The sequence below is a fragment of the Pseudovibrio sp. Alg231-02 genome, assembly GCF_900143565.1.
Classification (GTDB): Bacteria; Pseudomonadota; Alphaproteobacteria; order Rhizobiales; family Stappiaceae; genus Pseudovibrio.
Map to the genome: position 1 here is coordinate 61,562 of NZ_FREX01000008.1, position 23,191 is coordinate 84,752.

The 23,191-nt window shown below is 51.4% G+C and carries 21 protein-coding genes and 6 tRNA genes; 23 read left to right on the forward strand and 4 right to left on the reverse strand.

Features of this window, described 5'->3' with window-relative positions:
- The first annotated feature begins 173 nt into the window (after window positions 1–173).
- From DHN43_RS19515 to DHN43_RS19535, 4 genes are all read left to right on the forward strand, one after another.
- Window positions 174–449 carry an HU family DNA-binding protein gene (locus tag DHN43_RS19515; RefSeq protein WP_008546789.1) on the forward strand — a complete coding sequence of 92 codons (276 nt, stop codon included), beginning with the start codon at window positions 174–176 and terminating at the stop codon, window positions 447–449.
- Between the two features lie 256 nt (window positions 450–705).
- Window positions 706–781 (forward strand) — tRNA-Val (locus DHN43_RS19525).
- 33 nt (window positions 782–814) lie between these two features.
- Window positions 815–890 (forward strand) — tRNA-Val (locus DHN43_RS19530).
- Window positions 891–1,320: 430 nt separating this feature from the next.
- Window positions 1,321–1,803, forward strand: coding sequence for a hypothetical protein (locus DHN43_RS19535; protein ID WP_057461782.1), 483 nt, complete (start codon window positions 1,321–1,323; stop codon window positions 1,801–1,803).
- Window positions 1,804–1,894: 91 nt separating this feature from the next.
- On the opposite strand, the gene DHN43_RS19540 is transcribed toward DHN43_RS19535, so the two are convergent.
- The 4 genes from DHN43_RS19540 to DHN43_RS19555 form a co-directional block, all read right to left on the reverse strand.
- On the reverse strand, window positions 1,895–3,112 hold the full coding sequence (locus tag DHN43_RS19540) for a peptidoglycan-binding domain-containing protein (RefSeq protein WP_159096942.1): 1,218 nt from the start codon (window positions 3,110–3,112) through the stop codon (window positions 1,895–1,897).
- A 485-nt stretch (window positions 3,113–3,597) separates the two neighbouring features.
- On the reverse strand, window positions 3,598–4,776 hold the full coding sequence (locus DHN43_RS19545) for a peptidoglycan-binding domain-containing protein (protein WP_159096944.1): 1,179 nt from the start codon (window positions 4,774–4,776) through the stop codon (window positions 3,598–3,600).
- A 383-nt stretch (window positions 4,777–5,159) separates the two neighbouring features.
- A complete protein-coding gene (locus DHN43_RS19550) occupies window positions 5,160–6,425 on the reverse strand; it encodes a hypothetical protein (RefSeq protein WP_108819755.1) in 1,266 nt (421 codons plus the stop codon).
- 183 nt (window positions 6,426–6,608) lie between these two features.
- Window positions 6,609–7,721, reverse strand: coding sequence for a peptidoglycan-binding domain-containing protein (locus DHN43_RS19555; RefSeq protein WP_108819756.1), 1,113 nt, complete (start codon window positions 7,719–7,721; stop codon window positions 6,609–6,611).
- Between the two features lie 380 nt (window positions 7,722–8,101).
- Between DHN43_RS19555 and DHN43_RS19560 the strand changes: the two genes are divergently transcribed.
- The 19 genes from DHN43_RS19560 to DHN43_RS19650 all read left to right on the forward strand — a co-directional run bounded on the left by DHN43_RS19560 (window position 8,102) and on the right by DHN43_RS19650 (window position 23,176).
- A tRNA-Asp gene (locus DHN43_RS19560) sits at window positions 8,102–8,178 on the forward strand.
- Between the two features lie 60 nt (window positions 8,179–8,238).
- Window positions 8,239–8,315 (forward strand) — tRNA-Asp (locus tag DHN43_RS19565).
- Between the two features lie 45 nt (window positions 8,316–8,360).
- Window positions 8,361–8,437, forward strand: a tRNA-Asp gene (locus DHN43_RS19570).
- Between the two features lie 47 nt (window positions 8,438–8,484).
- Window positions 8,485–8,561, forward strand: a tRNA-Asp gene (locus tag DHN43_RS19575).
- 662 nt (window positions 8,562–9,223) lie between these two features.
- Window positions 9,224–9,589, forward strand: a complete 366-nt coding sequence (locus DHN43_RS19580; RefSeq protein WP_057465615.1) for an NADH-quinone oxidoreductase subunit A — start codon at window positions 9,224–9,226, stop codon at window positions 9,587–9,589.
- Window positions 9,580–10,164, forward strand: a complete 585-nt coding sequence (locus tag DHN43_RS19585; protein WP_057465614.1) for a NuoB/complex I 20 kDa subunit family protein — start codon at window positions 9,580–9,582, stop codon at window positions 10,162–10,164. Before DHN43_RS19580 ends, DHN43_RS19585 begins: the two co-directional genes overlap by 10 nt.
- A gap of 100 nt (window positions 10,165–10,264) precedes the next feature.
- A complete protein-coding gene (locus DHN43_RS19590) occupies window positions 10,265–10,867 on the forward strand; it encodes an NADH-quinone oxidoreductase subunit C (RefSeq protein WP_057465613.1) in 603 nt (200 codons plus the stop codon).
- Window positions 10,868–10,881: 14 nt separating this feature from the next.
- On the forward strand, window positions 10,882–12,066 hold the full coding sequence (locus DHN43_RS19595; RefSeq protein WP_063292452.1) for an NADH-quinone oxidoreductase subunit D: 1,185 nt from the start codon (window positions 10,882–10,884) through the stop codon (window positions 12,064–12,066).
- Window positions 12,066–12,866 carry an NADH-quinone oxidoreductase subunit NuoE gene (gene nuoE, locus DHN43_RS19600; protein ID WP_057465611.1) on the forward strand — a complete coding sequence of 267 codons (801 nt, stop codon included), beginning with the start codon at window positions 12,066–12,068 and terminating at the stop codon, window positions 12,864–12,866. Before DHN43_RS19595 ends, nuoE begins: the two co-directional genes overlap by 1 nt.
- Window positions 12,867–12,869: 3 nt before the next feature.
- The gene (nuoF, locus tag DHN43_RS19605; RefSeq protein WP_063289021.1) at window positions 12,870–14,171 is read left to right on the forward strand and encodes an NADH-quinone oxidoreductase subunit NuoF; all 1,302 of its coding nucleotides are present in this window, start codon (window positions 12,870–12,872) and stop codon (window positions 14,169–14,171) included.
- A 5-nt stretch (window positions 14,172–14,176) separates the two neighbouring features.
- Entirely contained in the window at window positions 14,177–14,527 is a 351-nt protein-coding gene (locus tag DHN43_RS19610; protein WP_108819757.1) for a pentapeptide repeat-containing protein, read from the forward strand.
- On the forward strand, window positions 14,524–16,620 hold the full coding sequence (gene nuoG / locus DHN43_RS19615) for an NADH-quinone oxidoreductase subunit NuoG (protein ID WP_108819758.1): 2,097 nt from the start codon (window positions 14,524–14,526) through the stop codon (window positions 16,618–16,620). The genes DHN43_RS19610 and nuoG overlap by 4 nt, the downstream gene beginning before the upstream one ends.
- 13 nt (window positions 16,621–16,633) lie before the next feature.
- Window positions 16,634–17,707, forward strand: coding sequence for an NADH-quinone oxidoreductase subunit NuoH (gene nuoH, locus DHN43_RS19620; protein WP_057465607.1), 1,074 nt, complete (start codon window positions 16,634–16,636; stop codon window positions 17,705–17,707).
- Complete coding sequence (locus DHN43_RS19625; RefSeq protein WP_057465606.1) at window positions 17,704–17,940, forward strand: hypothetical protein; 237 nt, start codon at window positions 17,704–17,706, stop codon at window positions 17,938–17,940. Before nuoH ends, DHN43_RS19625 begins: the two co-directional genes overlap by 4 nt.
- A gap of 122 nt (window positions 17,941–18,062) precedes the next feature.
- Window positions 18,063–18,551: an NADH-quinone oxidoreductase subunit NuoI gene (gene nuoI, locus DHN43_RS19630; protein ID WP_057465605.1), complete on the forward strand. Its 489-nt coding sequence runs from the start codon at window positions 18,063–18,065 to the stop codon at window positions 18,549–18,551.
- Between the two features lie 76 nt (window positions 18,552–18,627).
- Window positions 18,628–19,242 carry an NADH-quinone oxidoreductase subunit J gene (locus DHN43_RS19635; RefSeq protein WP_057465604.1) on the forward strand — a complete coding sequence of 205 codons (615 nt, stop codon included), beginning with the start codon at window positions 18,628–18,630 and terminating at the stop codon, window positions 19,240–19,242.
- Window positions 19,243–19,354: 112 nt separating this feature from the next.
- Window positions 19,355–19,663, forward strand: a complete 309-nt coding sequence (nuoK, locus tag DHN43_RS19640) for an NADH-quinone oxidoreductase subunit NuoK (RefSeq protein WP_057465603.1) — start codon at window positions 19,355–19,357, stop codon at window positions 19,661–19,663.
- A 7-nt stretch (window positions 19,664–19,670) separates the two neighbouring features.
- Window positions 19,671–21,650, forward strand: coding sequence for an NADH-quinone oxidoreductase subunit L (gene nuoL / locus DHN43_RS19645; protein WP_057465602.1), 1,980 nt, complete (start codon window positions 19,671–19,673; stop codon window positions 21,648–21,650).
- A complete protein-coding gene (locus tag DHN43_RS19650) occupies window positions 21,650–23,176 on the forward strand; it encodes an NADH-quinone oxidoreductase subunit M (RefSeq protein ID WP_057465601.1) in 1,527 nt (508 codons plus the stop codon). The genes nuoL and DHN43_RS19650 overlap by 1 nt, the downstream gene beginning before the upstream one ends.
- The last annotated feature ends 15 nt before the right edge of the window (window positions 23,177–23,191 follow it).

The following is a 23,191-nucleotide window of genomic DNA, read 5'->3' on the forward strand; positions in this document are numbered from 1 at the left end:
GGATACAAAAGCCTCGGACAAGTTCCGGGGCTTTTTTTGGTTGATACTACACAGAAAATGGCCGTTTTCTGCGGTTCGCGGCTTGATTTGAACGCAATTTCGCACGAATGTCCGATTCAGGAGTGCAGCGCGAATCTAAAGCATTCCCCACGTTATTTTAGAAAGGGACTGTCATGAACAAGAATGATCTGATCGGGGCCGTTGCGGAAAAAACTGGCTTGACCAAAGCACAGGCAGGCGAAGCAGTAGAAGCATCTTTCGAAGCAATCACTGAAACCCTGAAGAGCGGCGATGAAGTTCGGATCATCGGATTTGGCAACTTTTCCGTTTCCGCTCGTGCGGCAACTGAAGGCCGTAATCCACGCACAGGCGAAACCATTCAGATTCCGGCTTCCAAGACGCCGAAATTTAAAGCTGGTAAAGGCCTGAAGGACGCGGTCAACGCCTAATTGGGCTTGTTCGTTTTGGGTTTAAAAGCCCCTGTTGTTCATTGGAGCGGCAGGGGCTTTTTTTATGCGCTCATTTCTTATGGGTTGCCGGTTTTTTACTGTGACGACAAGCCTTTGTTTAATCAGGTAATTCACAGGATGGATGGCAGCTCCAAGTTTTTTGCTGGTAATGTCGTTTTTTTCAATCTCAGGCCTTGCCAAGGGTAGGGAGGGCGGCTAAACAGCTCCCCACGCCACACGGCGTACCACCCTGCGGGGGCGATTAGCTCAGTTGGTAGAGCGCTTCGTTTACACCGAAGATGTCGGGAGTTCGAGTCTCTCATCGCCCACCATTCTCTTTTTGAGGATGTTCAACGCTCCAGGATGGGCGATTAGCTCAGTTGGTAGAGCGCTTCGTTTACACCGAAGATGTCGGGAGTTCGAGTCTCTCATCGCCCACCATTCCTCTTTGAGGATTTCAAGTCTCCCGGAGATCCGCGGAGGCTTTTTTGTTGTTTAATCTCCTGAAAATTACCGAGGATGGCGCTGTTAAGCTTAAGGCGGCGTTTCGGCAATTGGTTTCTCAAGGCTGTAGGGCAGGGTGCTAATCTGAGCGAAAACCAAAGGGCGATCTCAGGATCTTATAGCTAAGCTTGCTGTAATAGCCTGTGGAGCTTATTCGCTTAGCGTGCTCTCGTTTCGTCAACTTTTTGAGAGCTGCTTTGCACTTAAATGAGTGAAATCCTGGTGTTCGGTTGGAAACAATCGTGTAGGACCTGCTCAAGAGCCGTTATTGCGCTGCTAAGTGTGCCGTAGATAACAGCTTGCATGACTGAGATCGTTTTTAACTCCGCGTGGCAATCAAGTATAACTACGTGGAGGCATGCGCCGTATGAGTGGTTCAAGTCATAAGCACCCTATCTGTCCGCCACTTGTGTGGCACACTCTGGTCACCATCCTTCTGGCAGGCATCGTTGCAGATGTAAGCTGGGAGATCTGGGCGCGCTATATCACGCCGTTCTGGGTTGGTGGTCCACTACAGCCAGCTGCACTTGTGCAGTCGGTCTTTGGTTTCAGAAGCCTTTTCTGGGCTGAAGTCATCCACGCCGTCGTTGGCGTCGTCTTTTATCCTATCGGATACCTCTATATTGCTCGTCCGCTGGCACGTGTGATCATTCCGCCGCTGCCATGGTGGGTTGTTGGTCTTTGCTATGGCGTTGGTCTTTGGGTGTTCGCGCTTTACATCATGGCGCACATCTTTGCTGGTCTTCCTCCGTTCCTCGGCTTCATTCAGCTGACATGGGCGTCTCTGGTTGGTCACATGATCTTTGGCTTCATGACCGCCCTGATCGTGCGCATTCGCCACGGTTGGTAACGGCAGTTTTAAGCTGAACTAAGAAAAGGCTCTGATGTGAAATATCAGAGCCTTTTTTGTGTCTAAGCCAGTTTTAGCTTCAAGGATGTTGTCAGAAGGTCAAGTCTTTGGTTTTCTCGGTCGTTGCACCGAAGATATCTGTCTTCTTATGGAGGGCGGACTGGATTGGTTTGGCTGAATAAAGCACAATATCCAATCTACTCGCCGGATCTTTATCGTCAATCTCGATTGCATAGAGGTAAGAGCATGACTTCGCTGCGGCTAAAAGTTGCTGCACTTCCCGTGGTGTCTTCAGTGTTGACAGAGCCAGAGATGAAGGGCTTTGCTGATAGTTTGTGAGACAGTGCGCTGAGCTTGCCTGGATCATGTTGTTTTGATTGATGAGGTTTGGATAAGCAGAGGCTATTCTATGTTCAATTTCTTTCCGCGGAACAGGTTCAATAAAATGAACGGAACGCTGGATTGCATAGACAGATCCGTCAATTGAACCGACGGTGATCTGATCTTTCAAACTTTTTGTTGTGCGGGTACAGCTCACAGTGCCAGTTTTAATCTGGCAGTTGGAATAGCCTTTCTTTGTCAGATTTTCTGCTGTTCCGGCAAATGGAGCGCCTGTGGTCATCCCGTGAATGCTTGGCATTTTTCCAGCGGTCTTCACTGAATCCTTTTTTCTTGCTTCTTTCGCAGACTGTTCAGTTTTCTGGGGCTGTTTTTTCGAGTTGAGGTTCGAAGTTTTTTCAACCAGAGCAGCAATCTCTACGTTAGTTAGTTTTCCTGTGGCGGGATGATTGAGGGAGGTTTGGAAGCGGGAGATCGCATTGCGTGTTTTTTTGCCAGGAATGCCATCGGGTTTCCCTGCGTTATATCCAAGACTATTCAAACGAACCTGAATACCACGAGTTTGAGGTGAACCGACCTTGCGTTGGTTTTGGGATGGCTTGCGTGTTTGGGTCTGTGCGGGTTGGTGACGGGGAGTGACCTGAGGGATTACAACGTGCGGCACTTCTATATAAACGTCCTCTACATAGATTTCGTCTACGTAGATATCCTCCTCATAGAAGTCATCGTAGTCGTCGACATAGATATCTCCGTTGTCATCAACATAGAGGTCTGGTTCGTCTATATAGACCTCCTCTATATAGACCTCCTCCACGTAGACGTCATCGCTGATCGCTTCATCTGCCACAATTGCGCCCGCAACGCCGAGGCCAAGACCGAGCAGAAAATCTTCCTCACTAGCGCTTGACTGCGTGGTCAGCAGGCACAAGCTTGTTGTCGTAGCCAGTAGAAATTTTGTGGCAGTTTTCATCGCAGAATCCCTCATTGTTCTTGGTAAGGCATGCTTTGCTTTGCAGCTGCATGATTTGGTTTTCAGTTTTTGTCTTAAGTGTTTGTGATCGCGTTGGGTGTGCCGCAAGTGACTCGAATATTGGCAGAGCAGTGAATGCGTAGTGAGTGCTGCAGGAGGAGGGTCAATCCAAACGCAAGAAACTCCCCGATGGGCTGATTTGACACGCAATTGTGAAATCAGATCTTGAGGAGTTTCTAATGCTGTTGCGCAGAGGGCCGACTTTTCCTGTTTGTGGAACTTTTGAAAGGCCTACAAAAGGAGGCGCTTGCTGGCTGCTTCTGGTTTGGTTTGGAACATGCTGGTCTTCCACCGTTCTTTGGCCTTATGACCGCCCTGATCGTACGCAATCGCCATGACTGGTGAGCTTCTTAAAGCTTTGACGCAAAATAAAAGGCAGCTTCCCTGAGGAGGCTGCCTTTTATTTTTAGCTTGTGCTGTGTCTATTAGAAAGTCAGGTCTTGTGCTGGCTTTGAGGAAATCTGGAACGCGCCCTTACGGTTTTCAATCGCATCCTTAATTGGCTTGCTGCTGTAAAACACGAGGCGTATGCCACTCACAGTGTCTTCTCCAAAGACCTCCAGGCTGTGGTAGTCATTGCAGTTGTCTGACAGCTGGCGCAGCGCTTCTGCGTTGGATGGTTTCTCCAGAGCCTGCTTCAGGAGCTCGCCGCTGTTGTTGACATAAGTAATGCGACAGGTTTTATCCTGTGTGGCAGTCATATTCTCAAAATGCGTGAGCACCGGGTAGGCATCCAGCAGCTTGCCCATGATTGCAGCGCGGGGAGCCGGGTTTTTGAAGCTGACTTCACGTTGCAGGCCGTAGATGTTTTCATCTTGAGTAAGCACACTTACGGTTTCAGAGAGTGTGTCTTTCTCCAGTGAACACACAGTCTTCGTTTCATCCACTACGCACCCCTGGTATCCGACTTTTTCCAGCAGGCCTTGCACGTCATGCTCAAAGCGCTCAACGGTCAGACCGTGAATTGACGGAAGGTTGGCTGGGTCAAGAGCGAGGCGTTTGGAGGAGGTCACTGCGACTTGTGTTTCGTTCTTTGATGACACGTTCGGAGTGACATTCACGACCTGGGCGTTGTTGGTTGTGTTTGCGCCGGGCGTAACAGGTATTGTGATGTTGATTTGCTGTGATGGAGCGGCTGTTGCAACTGGTGCTGCTATCACCGGCGCTGGGGCAACGACCGCCACAGGTGCTGGTGTGGAGGCTGCGACAGGTGTTGGTGCTGCTGGCTGTTGTGGTGTTGTCAGTTCATAGAGCTTGGCAATTTGTCTGTTATCGAGCTTACCATTTGCATAAGCACCGATGGAAATTTGGAATTGGCGTATGGCGTTGCGTGTGCGGCGGCCTGATACGCCGTCTGGTGTGCCCACATCAAAGCCCAGCATGCTCAGGCGTAACTGGATGTCCTGTGTCTCAGCTGAAAAACTACTTCTTTTCCGTGTTGTTCGTTTCTGCGTCTGAGCTGGCGCGTTCTTTTTGGCACCGTTTACAATAGCGCTACCAATAATGCCTGCACCGAGGCCGAAGATGAAATCCTCGGAGCCTGCACGGGCGGTGGTGGTGCTGATTGCTAAAGAGAGGCAGAGAGCAGAAGTAAGCTTAGTCATTTTGCGCATTTTGTTGCCTTGCACACTTATAAAATCAAAAGAAAGACGGGAAAGATCCGCTTGCAGCAAATTTATCTCAAACTCTAAAAAATGTAAGTTGAAATAAATTAATTATTTCACCCCTAGGTTGAGATTTTTAAATGCTGATATTTTTGAGTATGCGGGTAAATTCGATGCCTATCTGATGTTTCTTGTAAGCCTTCCATGAATGTACTTCATGCGAGAAGGTTTGTTTCAGGCAATGATTTAAGGTGTTGGCACTCTGAAGAGGCACTGAAGCAAACCCCTGGAGACTTGTTGATGCACAAAAAAAGCAGCTTCCCTGAAGAGGCTGCCTTCTTTGTCTGGTAGCTCTTGAATTGCCTTGATGGTTCAGGATTGAGCTACTTCACACCCCAGATGGTCAGTTTGACCTGTTGGTTTTCGCCGATGAGGGCTACGACGAAGTTTGCGTTGTAGTTCTGAATGGGGCGAAACTCAGCGATGGCGACGTCGTAGTATTTGCCGTTGATGCGGCCTGAGGTGTCTTTGTCATAGGTGGTGCCAGCGTGATCCCATAGGTGGACCTCCATTCGCTGTTTGCCGCGGTTTTTCGGGTTTCTTTTGCAGAAGGTGTCAAAGCCCAGGTGGCTGCTGACCAGATAGTTGCCATTGCCGATCACTTCTACGGCGACTTCCTTTGCGACGCCTCCGCTGCCCTGAAACTCACGCTCAGCCCTTCGGCGGAGGTACTGGGTGCCGTCGGTTCCAATATCCCATTCGATTAGCTTGCCACGCCCATGGGGTTCTTTATGAATGGTCTGGCCCAAACATTTATGCCCTGTTTTGAACTCACTGGGGCCTTTGCTTGTTGATAGGGTGATCCATCGGCCATTCGGAGTGCCATCGGCAGCAGTAATTGCGGCTTTCTGAATTTGGCCCATGCTTACAAGTGTTGGTCCGCGTTCGATCACAGATGCGTTCTGGCGTTTGCGCAGTCGAGTAACTCGCAGTTTTCCATCACCATCGCGGAAGGCGAGGAGATTTGCGGTTCCGTCACTCATGGTGAGTTGGTCGGCGGAGCCGGCAAAATTATATATGCCGCGACGGTCGAGTGCTTTTTCAGTCGGGATGTCTTCTGCTTGCTTCACTTTGAAGGCTTGTGCAAACAAGGTGCCGTTCTTTCGTTGAGCGACGACCATGGCAGCTGAGCCAGAGCTTGCAGAGGTTACTTCTGTAACTTCCGGGCCGGAGCGAAAACCACGATATGTGATTTCCCCGTTTCCTGTGATCTTCCAGAGAATGACCCTGAGCTTGTTGCCTCCATCAATGACGGGCGTGATGAAATGGGTGTCGTCGATCTTTGCGACGGAAACACTGCGCGCTTTGCCTCGATTGACCAGATCTACTGGTGTTGTGACATTGGACTGCCATGTAGAGATAACGAGATTATCTGCTGAGTCTGATGCGACGAGGATGTATCCAAGAGATCCGTTAGCATCATAGCTTGCCGCCTCAATTTCTTTGGCGAGAAACGGAAAGGTATAGGATGTCTTTTCATACGAGACGTGAGGTTTGAATTCTTCGAGTTTATGCAGTGAGGCTGAAGTGGCTGATGTTGCGCACAGACACAGTGCAGCCAGCAGAGCCAGCGCTTTTACTTTGAACATTCTGGAGCTCCCAAAAGGACAAATTTGCGGGTGAGCAGAAATGAATTTTTGAGGCTACTTTAACTGTGTATGTAGCAGGAATAATCTCTCACTTGTGGGGAGTTAATCCTGACGAGGGAGATTGGGGGGCATTTGCTGTATTGGCCCCAAATGGTCTGAGGCCAATACAAAGGCATAGGCTGATCAGAACTTTAGCTCATCCGCGGCTTCGGATTTGGTTTGGAAAATGCCGGTTTGCTCTTCCTCTGCGAGTTGGATGGGGTGACCGTCGTAGAGGGTGATGCGCATGGACTTGAGGTTGCGGGTGCCTTCTAGCTCAATGGCGTAGAAGTTGCGGCAGTTTTCGGTAAGTGTCAGAAGCGTTTCAGGGTCGGATGGATTGGCCTCTGCAGGTGCTAATAAACTAGCCCCATCGCCACTGTGGTGCTCCAGGCAGGTTTTGGAGCTGGACGTTGCCATCTTTTTGAAGCGGGTGAGGTTGGGGTAGGCCTCTGCCAGTTTGGTTAGGACTGCAGATCTTGGGGCGGCAGTCTTGAAGCTCACAGTGCGGCTCAGTCCGTAGATGATGTTTCCAACCTTACTGACGCTGACGGTTTCCTCAAGGTTCTTGGTTGCTTTCTTGCAGATGGTCAGTCCGGTTGTCTCCACGCACTCCTCATAGCCTTCTGTCTTTAGAAAGCCCGCAGTTTCGTCACTGCGCATGCCAGTGATCAGACCGTAAATGTTGGGTGGATTTTTGGGGTCCAGCGCAAGCTTGTTTTCTTTTGGGATTCTGACTGTTGCTTTTTCCGCCTCCGAATACCCGCCAGGATTAGATTGGGGCAGAGGTGGTTGAGCTGGTGTTGGTTGCGCCTGATCGATCTGGGTTTTCTGATAGCGTTTCTTTTGCGTGCGGGTGTAAAGCTCTTCCAGTTGAGACTGTGTAAGCCGCCCGGTTGCCACGTAACCAAGGGTGCTTTGAAATCTGCCTATTGCGCGCAAGGTGCGTTTACCAGCTACACCATCTGGAAAACCGGCGTTGTAGCCAAGCAGATTGAGGCGATACTGGACGTCTTTCAGCTGAATGCGACTGAGAGCCACTGTTTGCTGGGTTGCGATGCGGGGAATGCTGCGCGCCTGCTGGGATTGAGCGGTGACGACATGTGGGGTTGGTTGTTGAGTTGCATCGATGATCGTGTTTCCGATCGCTCTTACACCGAGCCCGATGATGAAGTCCCCTGTATCAGCCTGAGTGGGTGAGGGGATTGCGACAGCTGTTGTTGCTACGAGAGCAAGCGCTTTGAAAAATGTGCCCATAAAACCGGTCCTTGAAATGAATTGGACTGTCGACTTTTTTGTATTTTGATTGAGATGATTGTTCCTGACTTTATCGCAGGAGCCGCCCCGCGCTAAGTAGAATTACGAGATTTGACTTTTTTGAGGCGGTTTTCGAATTTTCATTGATGGCGAATAAGATTTTTTTCAGGGCTAGCCAAAAAGTCCTTGAGTCCAGAAGGGGATAAAATGGGTGATATGCAGTCTTGTTTTCCACATCTGAACGCATTTCGAGGCCAATTTTCACAGTGAAAACAAGTTATTCAGGAAAAACTCGCAAAGTCGATCCAACTTCGCTTGACTTGGACCCGCCCCCGCCGTAAATCAGCGCCACCAACAACGACACAACGTTGCTGACCCAAGCGGGTGTAGCTCAGTTGGTTAGAGTGCCGGCCTGTCACGCCGGAGGTCGCGGGTTCGAGTCCCGTCACTCGCGCCACTTTTCCTTAGGAGAAGCGGCGCAGGAAAGCAAAGTGTTGTTGAAGGTAGTTTGGATTGAGCGGGTGTAGCTCAGTTGGTTAGAGTGCCGGCCTGTCACGCCGGAGGTCGCGGGTTCGAGTCCCGTCACTCGCGCCACTTCCCTTGGGAAGAGGTGTTCAGTCCAAGCAAACTGTTATAGCTGCGGGTGTAGCTCAGTTGGTTAGAGTGCCGGCCTGTCACGCCGGAGGTCGCGGGTTCGAGTCCCGTCACTCGCGCCACTTCTCTTTGAGAAGTAGCTGCTATAACAAACACATAAATGAGAGTTGCGGGTGTAGCTCAGTTGGTTAGAGTGCCGGCCTGTCACGCCGGAGGTCGCGGGTTCGAGTCCCGTCACTCGCGCCACTTTCATTTACTACGAAAAGCACGGTGTTCGCTTTAAATAGCGCACCGTGCTTTCGTGTATTCTGGCTCATCTTCTCTGAGCTTTATTGCATTATCTGCCCATGTCTTTTGCCAAAGCTTTGCTGTCTTATAATTAGGGTAGGGGAGCTGTCTTAAATCGCGGATTTAGCGGACAAGTTTTTGCGGGCAGGGACTTAAAGTGTAGCAAGTAGTGCAGGCCCATGGGTATTGCCCCGCGACTCTTCAATTGAGACATTTTGACTATTTACGCAGAACTACGCAGGAAAATGCACCAATTTTATTGTCCGATTTTAAGTCTTGAGTAGTTTTCCCAAGCAATTGTTAGAAAACGTCATTTTTCTATTTTAATATGAGTATTGTACTCATAATATATATCTCTAGGTTTTTAGCGGCTTTTTAGTGCCCGCCTCTCGAGAATGTGATCTTCTCGCGGCGTAAGGCACTCTTTCCGACCCGATTTACTCCGTTGTAAGGTCTTGCGCAGATGGTGGGGCTAAGCTAATCGTGCGTTGCGGTGCGACTAGATACACCGGATCCTAGGGTGTCCTTCCAAATCTTACGCCCTACTTTCTGCCGTGTGTGCAGTGCACCAAGAGTTTTATTGGTCGCATGACCTGTTACGTCCAGGGACGGATATACAAATGGAAGACCTCCTCAGGGAGTACATCCCGATTGTCGTCTTTATCGGTGTTGCCCTCGTTATTGGCCTCGCGCTTCTCATTGCCCCGTTTATCGTAGCTTTCAAGAATCCAGATTCTGAGAAGCTCTCCGCTTACGAGTGCGGCTTTAATGCCTTTGATGACGCGCGTATGAAATTCGACATCCGGTTTTATCTGGTATCGATCCTCTTCATCATCTTTGATCTCGAAGTTGCTTTCCTCTTCCCATGGGCTGTTGCTTATGGCGGACTGGGCTGGTTTGGCTTCGTTTCCATGATGATCTTCCTGGGCGTGCTCACGATTGGGTTCATCTATGAATGGAAGAAGGGAGCGCTGGAATGGGATTGATCTCTGACGGCTCCAAGCCTCTTGTCTCTGAAGCTCCAAAAGGGATCATTGATCCCAACACAGGCCGCCCGGTGGGCGAAAATGATCCGTTCTTCATGAATGTGAACAACGAGCTTTCTGACAAAGGTTTTCTGGTTACTTCCAGTGAAAGTCTGATTCAGTGGGCACGTACCGGTTCGCTCATGTGGATGACGTTTGGTCTTGCTTGTTGTGCAGTGGAAATGATGCAGATGTCGATGCCGCGTTATGACGCAGAGCGTTTCGGCTTTGCTCCTCGTGGCTCCCCACGTCAGTCTGACGTGATGATTGTTGCAGGAACACTGACCAACAAAATGGCACCTGCGCTGCGTAAGGTTTACGACCAGATGCCAGAGCCTCGCTATGTGATCTCCATGGGATCATGTGCAAATGGCGGCGGTTACTACCACTATTCCTATTCTGTTGTACGCGGATGTGACCGGGTTGTTCCGGTTGATATCTATGTGCCGGGTTGTCCTCCAACTGCTGAAGCGCTGCTTTATGGTGTGCTGCTGCTGCAGAAGAAGATCCGCCGTACGGGTACGATTGAAAGATAAATTACAGGTCGTGCACTTTCGTGGTGCGCGGCCTTATCGACATTGCTGGCATGGGGTTCCTTGCCATTTGTGAGATGTCCAACCTATAGGAAACAAGGTAATGGACGAGACGCTTAGCGAACTCGGTGAATTTATCGAGCTAACGCTTGGAGACAAAGTTAAGGGCTGGTCGGTTGCTTATGGCGATCTGGCCCTTAATGTGTCCCATGATCAGATTATCAATGTTTTGCGTTTCCTGCGCGATGACGCGCGGTGCGGCTTTGTAGCATTGGTTGATATTTGCGGTGTGGACTGGCCAGCTCGGGAAAAACGTTTCGACGTTGTGTACCACCTGCTTTCCCCCGTTCAGAACTTGCGCGTTCGCGTGAAGGTTCAGACAGATGAGGCCACTCCGGTTCCTTCTGTTATCTCCATTTTCAAGGGTGCTGAATGGTTTGAACGTGAAGCCTACGATATGTACGGCATTCTGTTCACCGGTAACCCGGATCTGCGGCGCTTGCTGACTGACTACGGTTTTGACGGTTTCCCGCTTCGCAAGGATTTTCCTCTGACAGGTTATGTAGAGGTTCGTTATGACGACACCAAGAAGCGTGTTGTTTATGAGCCTGTGCAGCTTACTCAGGAATTCCGTAGTTTTGATTTCCTCTCACCATGGGAAGGTACTGACTATGTGCTTCCTGGTGATGAAAAAGCATCGAACTGAGGCACGGGTAGAGAATGGCTGAGGCTCAGGTACGAAACTTTAATATTAACTTTGGTCCGCAGCACCCTGCGGCGCACGGTGTGCTTCGTCTGGTTCTTGAACTGGACGGTGAGGTGGTCACTCGCGTTGATCCGCACATCGGTCTGCTGCACCGGGGTACTGAAAAACTGATCGAGCACAAGACCTATCTTCAGGCTGTGCCTTACTTCGACCGGTTGGACTATGTAGCACCAATGAATCAGGAGCATGCTTTTGCTCTTGCAGTTGAACGCTTGCTGGGCATTGAAGTGCCAAAGCGCGGTCAGCTGATCCGTGTGCTTTACTCTGAAATTGGACGTTTGCTGTCACACCTTTTGAACGTGACCACGCAGGCGATGGATGTTGGTGCATTGACACCGCCGCTGTGGGGCTTTGAGCCTCGCGAAGAGCTTATGGCGTTTTATGAGCGCGGTTGTGGTGCTCGTATGCACGCGGCTTATGTGCGTCCGGGCGGCGTGCATCAGGATCTTCCTGCTCAGTTGCTTGAGGATATGTGGAACTGGTGTGATCCGTTCCTCAAAACCCTTGACGACATTGAAGGCCTTCTGACTGACAACCGTATCTTCAAACAGCGTAACGTTGATATCGGCGTTGTTGATCTTGATGAAGCCTGGGCTATGGGCTTCTCCGGTGTGATGGTTCGTGGTTCCGGTGCGAAGTGGGATTTGCGCAAGTCGCAGCCTTACGAGTGCTACGATGAGATGGAATTCGACATTGCAATCGGTAAGAACGGTGACTGTTACGACCGTTACCTGATCCGCATGTTTGAGATGCACCAGTCTGTTCGCATCATTAAGCAGTGTCTGGAGATGCTGGGTAAGGAAACTGGCCCTGTTTCTTCTGCCGATGGTAAAGTGGTTCCACCAAAGCGTGGTGAAATGAAGCGCTCCATGGAAGCTCTGATCCATCACTTCAAGCTTTACACCGAGGGTTATAAAGTCCCTGAAGGCGAGATTTATGCAGCCGTTGAGGCGCCAAAAGGCGAATTCGGCGTGTATCTCGTTTCTGATGGAACCAATAAGCCTTACCGCTGCAAGATCAAGGCTCCTGGCTTTGCTCACCTGCAGGCGTTGGATTACCTGTGCCGCGGCCATATGTTGGCTGACGTTGCCGCTGTCATCGGTTCCATCGATATCGTATTTGGGGAGATTGACCGGTAATGTCAGTGCGTCGTCTTCATCACGAACAGCCAGAGTCTTTTGAGTTCTCTCCAGAAAATCTGGAATGGGCGAATAAGGTTATCGCGCGTTACCCAGAAGGGCGTCAGGCTTCTGCTGTCGTACCAATTCTGTGGCGTGCGCAAGAGCAGGTTGGTTGGGTGACCGAGCCAGCGATCCGTGCGATCTCTGAAATGCTCGATATGCCTCGCATCCGTGTTCTGGAAGTGGCTACCTTCTACACCATGTTCCAGCTGCAGCCGGTCGGTAAAAAAGCACACATTCAGGTGTGTGGTACGACCCCTTGTCAGCTGCGTGGTTCTGAAGAGCTTATCAAAGTTTGTAAAAGCAAGATCTCTGAGACCCCTCATACCCTTTCCGAAGATGGAAACTTCTCCTGGGAAGAGGTTGAGTGCCTTGGTGCTTGTGTAAACGCGCCGATGGTGCAGATCTTCAAAGACTTCTATGAGGATCTGGATGTTGAGAAGTTTGAAAAGCTTCTTGATGACATTGCAGGCGGAAAGCCGGTTCTGCCGGGCCCTCAGGGTGTTGACCGTATATTCGCGGCGCCAGAGGGTGGTCCAACCACATTGCTGAACATTGAGGACACCACAAAGGGTGCACCTCAGGAAGCTATCGTTGTTGACGGTTCCGATGCAGCGTCACGGCACCATGCAGGTGCTGCTCTGAATACTGGCGGTGCTGGTTATACTGGTGTTCCTCGTCCAGCTGAGGCTGGTGTTGCGGAGTTCTTGGAGAGCCACCGCAAAGCTCAGGAAGCCAAAGCGAAAGGTGAGGGGTAAGCGATGCTGAACGATTCCGATCGTATCTTCACCAATATCTATGGTCTGCATGACTGGGGGCTCGAAGGAGCTCGTCAGCGCGGGTCATGGTCTGGTACCAAAGACATTATTGACAAAGGTCGCAGCTGGATCATTGACGAAATGAAGACTTCCGGTCTTCGTGGTCGTGGTGGTGCGGGCTTTCCGACTGGCCTGAAGTGGTCCTTCATGCCGAAGGAAAGCGATGGTCGTCCAGCCTATCTCGTGGTCAATGCAGATGAGTCCGAGCCGGGCACCTGTAAAGACCGTGAAATCATGCGTCACGATCCTCACCATCTGGTTGAGGGTTGCTTGCTTGCTGGTTTCGCGATGGGTGCTATTGCGGCGTACATTTACGTGCGCGGCGAGTTCATTCGTGAACGTGAGCGCCTGCAGGCTGCGATTGATCAGGCATATGATGCTGGCCTGATCGGCAAGAACAACAAGAACGGCTACGACTTTGATATCTACGTGCACCACGGTGCAGGGGCTTACATCTGCGGTGAAGAAACTGCACTGCTGGAAAGTCTTGAAGGTAAAAAAGGTCAGCCGCGTCTGAAGCCTCCGTTCCCTGCGAACATGGGTATCTATGGCTGCCCAACCACAGTGAACAACGTGGAATCCATTGCTGTTGCTCCGACCATCTTGCGTCGCGGTGGTGCATGGTTCTCCGGTATTGGCCGCGAAAACAACGCTGGTACAAAGCTGTTCTGTGTTTCCGGACACGTGAACAAACCTTGTACTGTTGAAGAGTCCATGGGGATTCCGTTCAAAGAGCTGATTGAAAAGCACTGCGGTGGCATCCGCGGCGGCTGGGACAATCTGCTGGCGGTTATTCCGGGTGGTTCCTCTGTTCCTTGTGTGAAGGGCGAAGAGATCCGCGACGCCAAGATGGACTTTGACGGTCTGCGCGAAGTTGGCTCTTCTCTGGGTACAGCTGCTGTGATCGTGATGGACAACTCCACGGACATCATCAAAGCGATTGCCCGTCTGTCCTACTTCTACAAACATGAGAGCTGCGGTCAGTGTACGCCGTGCCGTGAAGGTACGGGCTGGATGTGGCGCGTGATGGAGCGGATGGTCAAGGGCGAGAGCTCTTATGAAGAAATCGACATGCTGTTCAAAGTAACTAAGCAGGTGGAAGGTCATACGATCTGCGCGCTTGGTGATGCGGCTGCATGGCCTATTCAGGGTTTGATCAAAAACTTCCGCCCTGTGATTGAAGATCGGATCGATCAATACGTTGCTACGCAGCGCACACCGACCGACAAGATTGCAGCGGAGTAGGGGATATGAAGATCAGCAATGAGAAAAAACGTCTGAATGTGAGCGAAAGCGACCTTTCCGGTTCTTTGTTTGTGGATTGCAATCTGTCTGGTTGTTCTTTCACGAATGTGAACCTGTCCGGTGGCCGCATCAAGGACGTTAATCTCTCAGGTTGGTCTATCCTTGATGCAAACCTTTCTGGTTGGTCAGTCGAGAAAGTCAATCTTTCTGGGCTGATCCTTGAAAATGCCAATCTGGCTGGCGCTAAACTCAAAAGCTGCCGGCTGGAGGGCATGACCATCGATGGAATTGAAGTGACTGAGCTTCTTAAAGCTTATCGGGCTAAAGAAGCTAAGGGTGAGGATGCCAACGCATGACCAAGCTTGTCGTCGACGGCAAAGAAATTGAAGTTCCTGCGGAATATACCGTTATGCAGGCCTGTGAAGAGGCCGGCGCGGAAATTCCTCGGTTCTGTTTTCATGACCGGCTTTCAGTAGCCGGCAACTGCCGCATGTGCCTTGTAGAAGTAAAAGGCGGACCGCCAAAGCCGGTTGCCTCTTGTGCAATGGGCGTGCGCGATCTGCGTCCGGGACCAGAAGGCCAGCCACCAGAGATTTTTACAAAATCTCCTATGGTGAAAAAAGCGCGAGAAGGTGTGATGGAGTTTCTCCTGATCAACCACCCGCTGGACTGCCCTATCTGTGACCAAGGCGGTGAGTGTGATCTTCAGGATCAGGCCATGGCTTACGGTGTAGATAGTTCCCGTTATGCGGAAAACAAGCGCGCAGTTGAAAATAAATATGTCGGTCCGCTTGTGAAGACGATCATGACACGCTGCATTCACTGCACGCGCTGTGTTCGCTTTACGACCGAGGTTGCCGGTGTTTCTGAGCTGGGCCTGATTGGCCGAGGTGAAGATGCCGAGATTACCACTTATCTTGAAGAAGCGCTTTCCTCCGAGCTGCAGGGCAACGTGATTGACCTTTGCCCGGTTGGTGCTCTGACTTCCCGTCCATACGAGTTCAATGCTCGTCCATGGGAACTGGTGAAGACAGAAAGCGTCGACGTGATGGACGCTCTTGGCTCTGCTATCCGTGTGGATACACGCGGTAAAGAAGTCATGCGCATCATGCCTCGCCTCAATGAAGAGGTGAACGAGGAATGGATCTCCGATAAAACCCGCTTCATCTGGGACGGTCTGAAGACACAACGTCTGGATCGCCCGTATGTGAAGCAGGGGGGCAAGCTGGCTCCTGCGAGCTGGACTGACGCTCTGAATGCGGTTGCGGCCAAGGTGAAAGCGGTTGGTGGTTCTAAAACTGCTGCAATTGCTGGTGACCTTGCAACTGTTGAAGAGATGTTCGCTCTGAAGGCTTTGATGGAGAGTGTTGGTTCCGCCAACATGGATTGCCGTCAGGATGGTGCACAGCTTGATCCATCGCTTGGCCGGACAACCTATCTGTTTAACTCTTCCGTGGAAGGTATTGAAGACGCTGATGTAATTCTTCTCGTGGGTGCTAATCCACGTGTTGAAGCGCCTGTTCTCAATGCTCGCATCCGCAAGGTGTGGCGTCATAGCGGTGCAAAAGTTGGTCTGATTGGCCAGCCTGCAGACCTGACTTATGATGTGGATTACCTCGGTGCTGGTCCGGACACTCTGGCGGATCTTGCTTCTGGCAAGAATGCATTTGCAGAGGTCCTGAAGAACGCGAAGAATCCAATGATTATCGTTGGTGAAGGCGCGATTGCCCGTGAAGACGGTGCAGCTGTGCTGGCTGCTGCTGCCAAGCTTGCTGAAAGCGTTGGTGCTGTGAGCGATGAGTGGAACGGCTTTAACGTTCTGCACACTGCTGCCAGCCGCGTTGGTGGTTTGGATATCGGACTTGTTCCGGGTGAGGGCGGTCTGGATACTGGCGGTATTCAAGACGCAGCTGCCAAAGGCGACCTTGATGTTGTGTTCCTGCTTGGCGCAGATGAACTGGACATGTCTTCCTTTGGTGATGCGTTTGTTGTTTACATCGGTACCCACGGTGACCGTGGTGCACACCGCGCTGACGTTATTCTGCCAGGCGCTGCTTACACCGAAAAACCAGGGACCTTTGTGAACCTGGAAGGCCGTGTACAGCTGGCAAACCGTGCTGCATTCCCTCCTGGTGATGCACGTGAGGACTGGGCAATCATTCGTGCGCTTTCCGGTGCACTTGGTAAGCCACTTTCCTTCAACAGCTTTGCGCAGTTGCGCGGTGCTGTTGTTGAGGCAGTTCCTCATATGGCGAATGTAAATTGCATCGCGACCGGTGTTGCTTCGGATGTTTCCAAGCTTGCCGCACGCGGTGGTGACATGAATGGTGCCGGTTTCGCACAGGCATTCAATGATTTTTATCTAACCAACCCGATTGCCCGAGCTTCAGCGGTGATGGCCGAGTGTTCCGCACTTGCCATGCAGCGCCGAGCTGAGGCGGCGGAATAAGGGGACGGTGAGCATGGAAGCTTTTTTCTGGGATTATGGCTGGCCGCTGATCATCATGCTCTTCCAGAGCGTGTTGTTGATGGTCGTGCTGCTGCTGATCGTTGCTTACATTCTATACGCTGACCGTAAGATCTGGGCTGCTGTCCAGATCCGTCGTGGTCCTAACGTTGTTGGCCCCTGGGGCTTGCTGCAGAGTTTTGCGGATCTTTTGAAATTCGTTTTGAAAGAGCCAGTGATCCCATCGGGATCTGATAAGTTCCTGTTTTTGTTTGCGCCGCTGATTACAGTGGTTCTGTCACTCGCTGCATGGGTGGTTATGCCTGTTGCAGATGGCTGGGTGATTGCAAACATCAACGTGGGTATTTTGTATGTGTTCGCGATCAGCTCCCTTGGAGTTTACGGCGTGATCATCGGTGGTTGGGCTTCCAACTCCAAATACCCGTTCCTGTCAGCTCTACGTTCTGCGGCTCAGATGGTTTCTTACGAAGTGTCTATCGGCTTCGTGATCGTGACTGTTCTGCTTTGCGTTGGTTCGTTGAACCTGACCGAGATCGTTTATGCGCAGCAGGCTCGCGGGCTTGCTCACGTGCTGGGCGTTCCATGGTTGTCTATTTTGAACTGGTACTGGTTGCCGCTGTTCCCGATGTTCGTGGTGTTCTTTGTTTCCGCACTTGCTGAAACAAACCGTCCGCCATTCGATCTGGCAGAGGCGGAATCTGAACTGGTTGCAGGCTTCATGGTTGAATACGGCTCTACCCCTTACATGATGTTCATGTTGGGTGAGTATGTGGCGATCTCCTTGATGTGTGGTCTGATGACCATCCTGTTCATGGGTGGCTGGTTGCCTCCATTGGATATCGCACCATTCACATGGGTGCCTGGTATCGTCTGGTTCCTGCTCAAGTGTCTGTTGGTGTTCTTCTTCATCTCCATGGCCAAAGCAATGGTCCCTCGGTACCGCTATGACCAGCTGATGCGCCTGGGTTGGAAAGTCTTCCTGCCGCTGTCACTGGCAATGGTGTTCATCGTGGCCTTCGTGCTGATGTTCATGGGCTGGACCCCGCCAGTGGGTGGGTTCGGAGCATGATTTCCATCGCCGGGTTAATCGGCGGTGTCATGGGAATTTACCTTGGATGGCTGAACTACCGTCTCCTTCTTGGATTTATGGAGGCAGCCATCAACAAAGGAAAAGAGCGCAACCCAGCTGAAAAAGGTTGGGTTGAGCTGGCGGAACCGACGATCCGCAAAGTCATTTTTACCCTGACGATAATCGGGATTCCGATTATCGGATATCTCGCCGGAGCTAGTATTGCTCCTTAATTCGAGAGGAAAGGGTAACGAGAACCTAGTATGACTTCTTGGAAGTGCCCCTAGGTTCTCTTGGATTGTAATCGATCTTCCATGCCGGTGGCATGTTCGATCAAGAAAGGGCTGTAAAGGCTATGGGACTGGGACAGGCCGCAAAGTCGTTGCTTTTGAAGGAGTTCGTATCGGCGTTTTTTCTTGCCATGCGTTATTTCTTCAAGCCAAAGCCGACGATTAACTATCCCTTTGAGAAGGGTGCTGTAAGCCCGCGTTTTCGCGGTGAACACGCCTTGCGCCGGTATCCGAATGGAGAAGAGCGCTGCATTGCTTGTAAGCTGTGTGAAGCGATCTGCCCTGCGCAGGCCATTACGATTGAAGCTGGACCTCGTCGTAATGACGGGACACGCCGTACCACTCGCTACGATATTGACATGACCAAGTGCATTTACTGCGGGTTCTGTCAGGAAGCGTGTCCGGTGGATGCGATCGTGGAAGGCCCGAACTTTGAATTTGCGACCGAGACGCGGGAAGAGCTGTTCTACGACAAGGACAAGCTGCTTGCGAATGGGGAGCGTTGGGAGCGTGAGATCGCTCGCAATATCGAATTGGATGCTCCGTACCGTTAAGGTAACGGGAGTGGATTGTGTCCGGTTGGGGCTTTGCACTGACCGGGCGAGACAATAGGACAAAGGCAACCTAAAAATGGTTTTGCAGGCCCTGTTTTTCTATCTGTTTGCCGCACTTGCGGTGGCCTCTGCCTTCATGGTGATTGCTTCTCGCAATCCGGTTCACTCAGTGCTGTTCCTCATCCTGTGCTTCTTTAATGCAGCCGGGTTGTTTGTACTGATTGGTGCCGAGTATCTGGCGATGCTTCTGGTTGTTGTCTACGTGGGTGCGGTCATGGTGCTGTTCCTGTTCGTGGTCATGATGCTGGATGTTGACTTTGCCGAAATGCGTCAGGGGTTCTTGCAGTACTTGCCAATCGGCGCGCTGATTGGTGCAATTCTGCTGGCTGAACTTTTGATGGTTGCCAGTGGCTGGTACATCGCTCCTGGCATGTTAGGTGAAGGGTCCGCCCCGACACCTCCTGTTGAGCAGACACAAAATATCGCCGCTATCGGTGAGTTGCTTTACACCCGCTACATTTACTGGTTCCAGGTTTCTGGTCTGGTGCTGCTGGTTGCAATGATCGGTGCGATTGTATTGACCCTCCGCCATAAGCCGGGCGTACGCCGTCAGAACATCTCTGAGCAGGTTGCCCGTCGTCCTGAAACTTCGATCGAAGTGGTCAAAGTTGAAAGAGGCAAGGGGTTGTAAGACGCGTTTGTAACGGGTCTTCATCATTAATTCGTGCCGGAGAAAAGGCCTTCCTCTTGAGGGTTCCTTCTCCGGAATTTGAATAGAACACGGGGAGCACTGAGAGGCGCCCATGGAAATTGGCATAGCGCACTATCTCGGGGTCGCAGCGATCCTATTCACCATCGGGATCTTTGGCATCTTTCTCAACCGAAAGAACGTCATCGTGATCCTGATGTCTATCGAGCTCTTATTGCTCGCAGTTAATATCAACCTGGTGGCATTTTCCTACTTCATGCAGGACATGGTTGGTCAGATCTTTGCGCTCCTGGTTCTTACCGTTGCAGCAGCAGAGGCGGCCATTGGTCTTGCTATTCTGGTTGTTTACTTCCGTAACCGCGGCTCTATTGCCGTGGAAGACATCAATATGATGAAAGGCTGAGGGGCGGATGTTTTCAGCAATCGTTTTTCTGCCGTTGCTTGGCTTCCTGATTGTCGGAATGTTCGGCAATCGGCTTGGGGTCAAAGCCAGCGAGTACATCACCAGCGGCTTCATGATTGTCGCAGCCCTTTTGTCATGGGTGGTGTTTTTTCAATACGGCCTTGGGTCGGAGAGCACGCAGATTGTGACAATTTTCCGCTGGATCACCTCTGGGGATCTATCGGTTAACTGGACAATTCGTGTTGATACACTCACCGCAGTGATGCTGGTGGTTGTGAACTCCGTTTCCTGTCTGGTTCACATTTACTCTATCGGGTACATGCACCACGATCCGCATCGTCCGCGGTTCTTTGCATACTTGTCCTTCTTTACCTTCTCAATGTTGGCACTGGTCACCTCTGATGACTTGCTGCAAATGTTCTTTGGTTGGGAAGGCGTTGGTCTGGCATCCTATCTGTTGATCGGGTTCTGGTACAAGAAACCTTCTGCCAATGCGGCTGCGATGAAAGCATTCATCGTCAACCGTGTGGGTGACTTTGGTTTCGCTCTGGGTATCTTCGGTGTTTTCTACCTGTACGGTTCCATCGACTTCGCAACGATTTTCAGCAGCGGTCCTTCTCTTCTTGAGAATAAAGAGCCTGTTCTGAACTTCCTTGGTTATGAGTTGATGCCTGAAGCGGCGCTGACAGTTGTCTGTCTGCTGCTCTTCATGGGTGCCATGGGTAAATCAGCTCAGTTTCTGCTTCACACCTGGTTGCCGGATGCGATGGAAGGCCCAACGCCTGTTTCCGCGCTGATCCACGCAGCGACCATGGTGACGGCTGGTGTGTTCATGGTTGCGCGTCTTGCGCCAATCTTTGAACTTGCGCCAACGGCTCTGACTGTTGTGACCTTCTTTGGTGCGACGACTGCCTTCTTTGCAGCGACCATTGGCTGTGTGCAGAACGATATCAAGCGCGTGATTGCCTATTCCACCTGTTCTCAGTTGGGTTATATGTTCGTGGCGCTGGGTGTTGGTGCGTTCGGTGTTGGTATCTTCCACCTGTTCACACACGCGTTCTTTAAAGCGCTGCTGTTCTTATGCGCTGGCTCCGTCATTCACTCTGTGTCTGACGAGCAGGACATGCGTAAGATGGGTGGTCTGCGTAAGCACATTCCATGGACCTACTGGACCATGATGATTGGTACGCTGGCACTGACTGGTTTCGGTATTCCGTTTACCTACATCGGTACAGCTGGCTTCATCTCCAAAGATGCGATCATTGAAGCTGCTTATGTTGGTCACAACATGTTTGCGTCCTATGCCTTCTGGGCAACGGTACTTGCAGCTGCGCTGACCAGTTTCTACAGCTGGCGTCTGGTGTTCATGACCTTCCACGGCAAGACCCGCGCTTCTGTTGATGTGATGAAACACATCCATGAGAGCCCATGGGTTATGCTTGTACCGCTGCTGTTGCTTGCACTTGGTGCTGCTTTTGCCGGTATGGTGTTCAAGGATGCCTTTATTGGTGCTGACTATCTCAGCTTCTGGAAGAATGTTTTTGGCGGTACGAACAGTGAGCTCGCAGTCATTGAAGAAATGCATCACGTCCATTGGCTCGTGAAGCTTTCCCCATGGCTTGCAATGGCTGGCGGTTTCATCATCGCTTACCTCTTCTACATCGCTAAACCAGATATGCCGAAGGCTCTGGCAGAGCGTCATAAGCCTCTGTACCTGTTCCTCCTGAACAAGTGGTACTTCGATGAGCTTTATGACTTCCTGTTCGTAAAACCTTCCCTGGCTCTTGGCCGCTTCCTGTGGAAGCGCGGTGACGGCACTGTGATTGACGGACTTGGTCCTGACGGTGTTGCCTCACGCGTTCAGCAGGTTACCGGTTGGGTTGTTCGCCTGCAGTCTGGCTACATCTATCACTACGCATTCGCCATGTTGATCGGGGTTGCCTTCTTCGTGACCCTGGCCATGTTCTCCGGTGGGGGAGTTCATTAATGAACGACTGGTCCATCCTTTCCATCACAACATTTCTCCCACTGGTCGGTGTGTTCTTCATCCTGCTGGTGCGGGGAGATGACCCAGATGCGAAAACGAATATTCGGCGTGTTGCGCTGATTACGACGAGTTTCACATTTATCGTCTCTTTGTTCATCTGGGGCGGGTTCACCAACGAGAACCCTGGCTTCCAGATGGTGGAGAAGCACAACTGGTTTGGTGATACCTTCACCTACCACATGGGCGTTGACGGCATTTCCATGCTGTTCGTGATCCTGACTACTTTCCTTATGCCGCTGTGTATTCTGGCGAGCTGGGAAAGCATTCAGACCCGCGTCAAGGAATACATGATCGCTTTCCTTGTACTGGAAACACTGATGATCGGTGTGTTCTGTTCGCTGGATCTGGTTCTGTTCTACGTGTTCTTTGAAGCTGGCCTTATTCCGATGTTCCTGATCATCGGTGTTTGGGGTGGTCCGCGCCGCGTTTATGCAAGCTACAAGTTCTTCCTGTACACCTTGCTCGGCTCCGTGCTGATGCTGGCGGCTATCATGGCCATGTACTGGCAGGCTGGTACACTGGATATTCCAACTCTTCTTAACGAGAGCGAATTCCCGGCAGCGATGCAGACGTGGTTGTGGCTGGCCTTCTTCGCAAGCTTTGCAGTGAAGATGCCAATGTGGCCTGTTCACACCTGGTTGCCAGATGCTCACGTGGAAGCACCGACGGCTGGTTCTGTTGTTCTGGCTGCGATCCTGCTGAAGATGGGTGGCTATGGGTTCCTTCGGTTCTCACTACCAATGTTCCCAATCGCCAGTGATATGTTCGCACCGTTCATCTTTACACTGTCTGTCGTTGCGATCATCTACACCTCTCTGGTGGCGCTGGCTCAGGAAGACATCAAGAAGCTGATTGCCTACTCATCCGTTGCTCACATGGGCTTCGTGACCATGGGTATCTTCTCTGCCAACGCGCAGGGTATTGAAGGCGCGATCTTCATGATGCTGGCTCACGGTCTGATCTCTGGCGCACTGTTCCTGTGTGTTGGTGTGATTTATGACCGGATGCACACCCGTCAGATTACGGCTTATGGTGGTCTCGTGAACAACATGCCTCGTTATGCGGTGGCGTTCATGATCTTCACCATGGCAAACGTTGGTCTGCCAGGTACCGCCGGCTTTGTGGGTGAGTTCCTGACTATGATTGGTGTGTTCCAGGTAAATACGTGGGTGGCGTTCTTCGCTGCGACTGGTGTGATCCTGTCTGCTGCTTACGCTTTGTTCCTTTACCGCCGCGTCGTGTTTGGTGCGTTGGAGAAGGAAAGCCTCAAGTCCATGCTGGACCTGACAGGCCGTGAGAAGCTGATCCTCGCTCCGCTGATCATTTTAACTATCTTCTTCGGGTTCTACCCAGCAGCAGTGCTGGATGTGACGTCTGCGTCCGTTGGTGCCCTTATCGAAAACTACAATGCCGCGCTTGATGCAGGGGGTCTTGCCCATGCAGCCGCTGCAGTGTCTAGCCATTAACAGGGGACCGTGCAC

Excerpts from the sequence above, each read along its gene's own strand:
- DHN43_RS19515 (WP_008546789.1), top strand. The coding sequence starts at position 174 with ATGAACAAGAATGATCTGATCGGGGCCGTTGCGGAAAAAACTGGCTTG.
- DHN43_RS19535 (WP_057461782.1), top strand. The coding sequence starts at position 1,321 with ATGAGTGGTTCAAGTCATAAGCACCCTATCTGTCCGCCACTTGTGTGG.
- DHN43_RS19540 (WP_159096942.1), bottom strand. The coding sequence starts at position 3,112 with ATGAAAACTGCCACAAAATTTCTACTGGCTACGACAACAAGCTTGTGC.
- DHN43_RS19545 (WP_159096944.1), bottom strand. The coding sequence starts at position 4,776 with ATGACTAAGCTTACTTCTGCTCTCTGCCTCTCTTTAGCAATCAGCACC.
- DHN43_RS19550 (WP_108819755.1), bottom strand. The coding sequence starts at position 6,425 with ATGTTCAAAGTAAAAGCGCTGGCTCTGCTGGCTGCACTGTGTCTGTGC.
- DHN43_RS19555 (WP_108819756.1), bottom strand. The coding sequence starts at position 7,721 with ATGGGCACATTTTTCAAAGCGCTTGCTCTCGTAGCAACAACAGCTGTC.
- DHN43_RS19580 (WP_057465615.1), top strand. The coding sequence starts at position 9,224 with ATGGAAGACCTCCTCAGGGAGTACATCCCGATTGTCGTCTTTATCGGT.
- DHN43_RS19585 (WP_057465614.1), top strand. The coding sequence starts at position 9,580 with ATGGGATTGATCTCTGACGGCTCCAAGCCTCTTGTCTCTGAAGCTCCA.
- DHN43_RS19590 (WP_057465613.1), top strand. The coding sequence starts at position 10,265 with ATGGACGAGACGCTTAGCGAACTCGGTGAATTTATCGAGCTAACGCTT.
- DHN43_RS19595 (WP_063292452.1), top strand. The coding sequence starts at position 10,882 with ATGGCTGAGGCTCAGGTACGAAACTTTAATATTAACTTTGGTCCGCAG.
- nuoE (WP_057465611.1), top strand. The coding sequence starts at position 12,066 with ATGTCAGTGCGTCGTCTTCATCACGAACAGCCAGAGTCTTTTGAGTTC.
- nuoF (WP_063289021.1), top strand. The coding sequence starts at position 12,870 with ATGCTGAACGATTCCGATCGTATCTTCACCAATATCTATGGTCTGCAT.
- DHN43_RS19610 (WP_108819757.1), top strand. The coding sequence starts at position 14,177 with ATGAAGATCAGCAATGAGAAAAAACGTCTGAATGTGAGCGAAAGCGAC.
- nuoG (WP_108819758.1), top strand. The coding sequence starts at position 14,524 with ATGACCAAGCTTGTCGTCGACGGCAAAGAAATTGAAGTTCCTGCGGAA.
- nuoH (WP_057465607.1), top strand. The coding sequence starts at position 16,634 with ATGGAAGCTTTTTTCTGGGATTATGGCTGGCCGCTGATCATCATGCTC.
- DHN43_RS19625 (WP_057465606.1), top strand. The coding sequence starts at position 17,704 with ATGATTTCCATCGCCGGGTTAATCGGCGGTGTCATGGGAATTTACCTT.
- nuoI (WP_057465605.1), top strand. The coding sequence starts at position 18,063 with ATGGGACTGGGACAGGCCGCAAAGTCGTTGCTTTTGAAGGAGTTCGTA.
- DHN43_RS19635 (WP_057465604.1), top strand. The coding sequence starts at position 18,628 with ATGGTTTTGCAGGCCCTGTTTTTCTATCTGTTTGCCGCACTTGCGGTG.
- nuoK (WP_057465603.1), top strand. The coding sequence starts at position 19,355 with ATGGAAATTGGCATAGCGCACTATCTCGGGGTCGCAGCGATCCTATTC.
- nuoL (WP_057465602.1), top strand. The coding sequence starts at position 19,671 with ATGTTTTCAGCAATCGTTTTTCTGCCGTTGCTTGGCTTCCTGATTGTC.
- DHN43_RS19650 (WP_057465601.1), top strand. The coding sequence starts at position 21,650 with ATGAACGACTGGTCCATCCTTTCCATCACAACATTTCTCCCACTGGTC.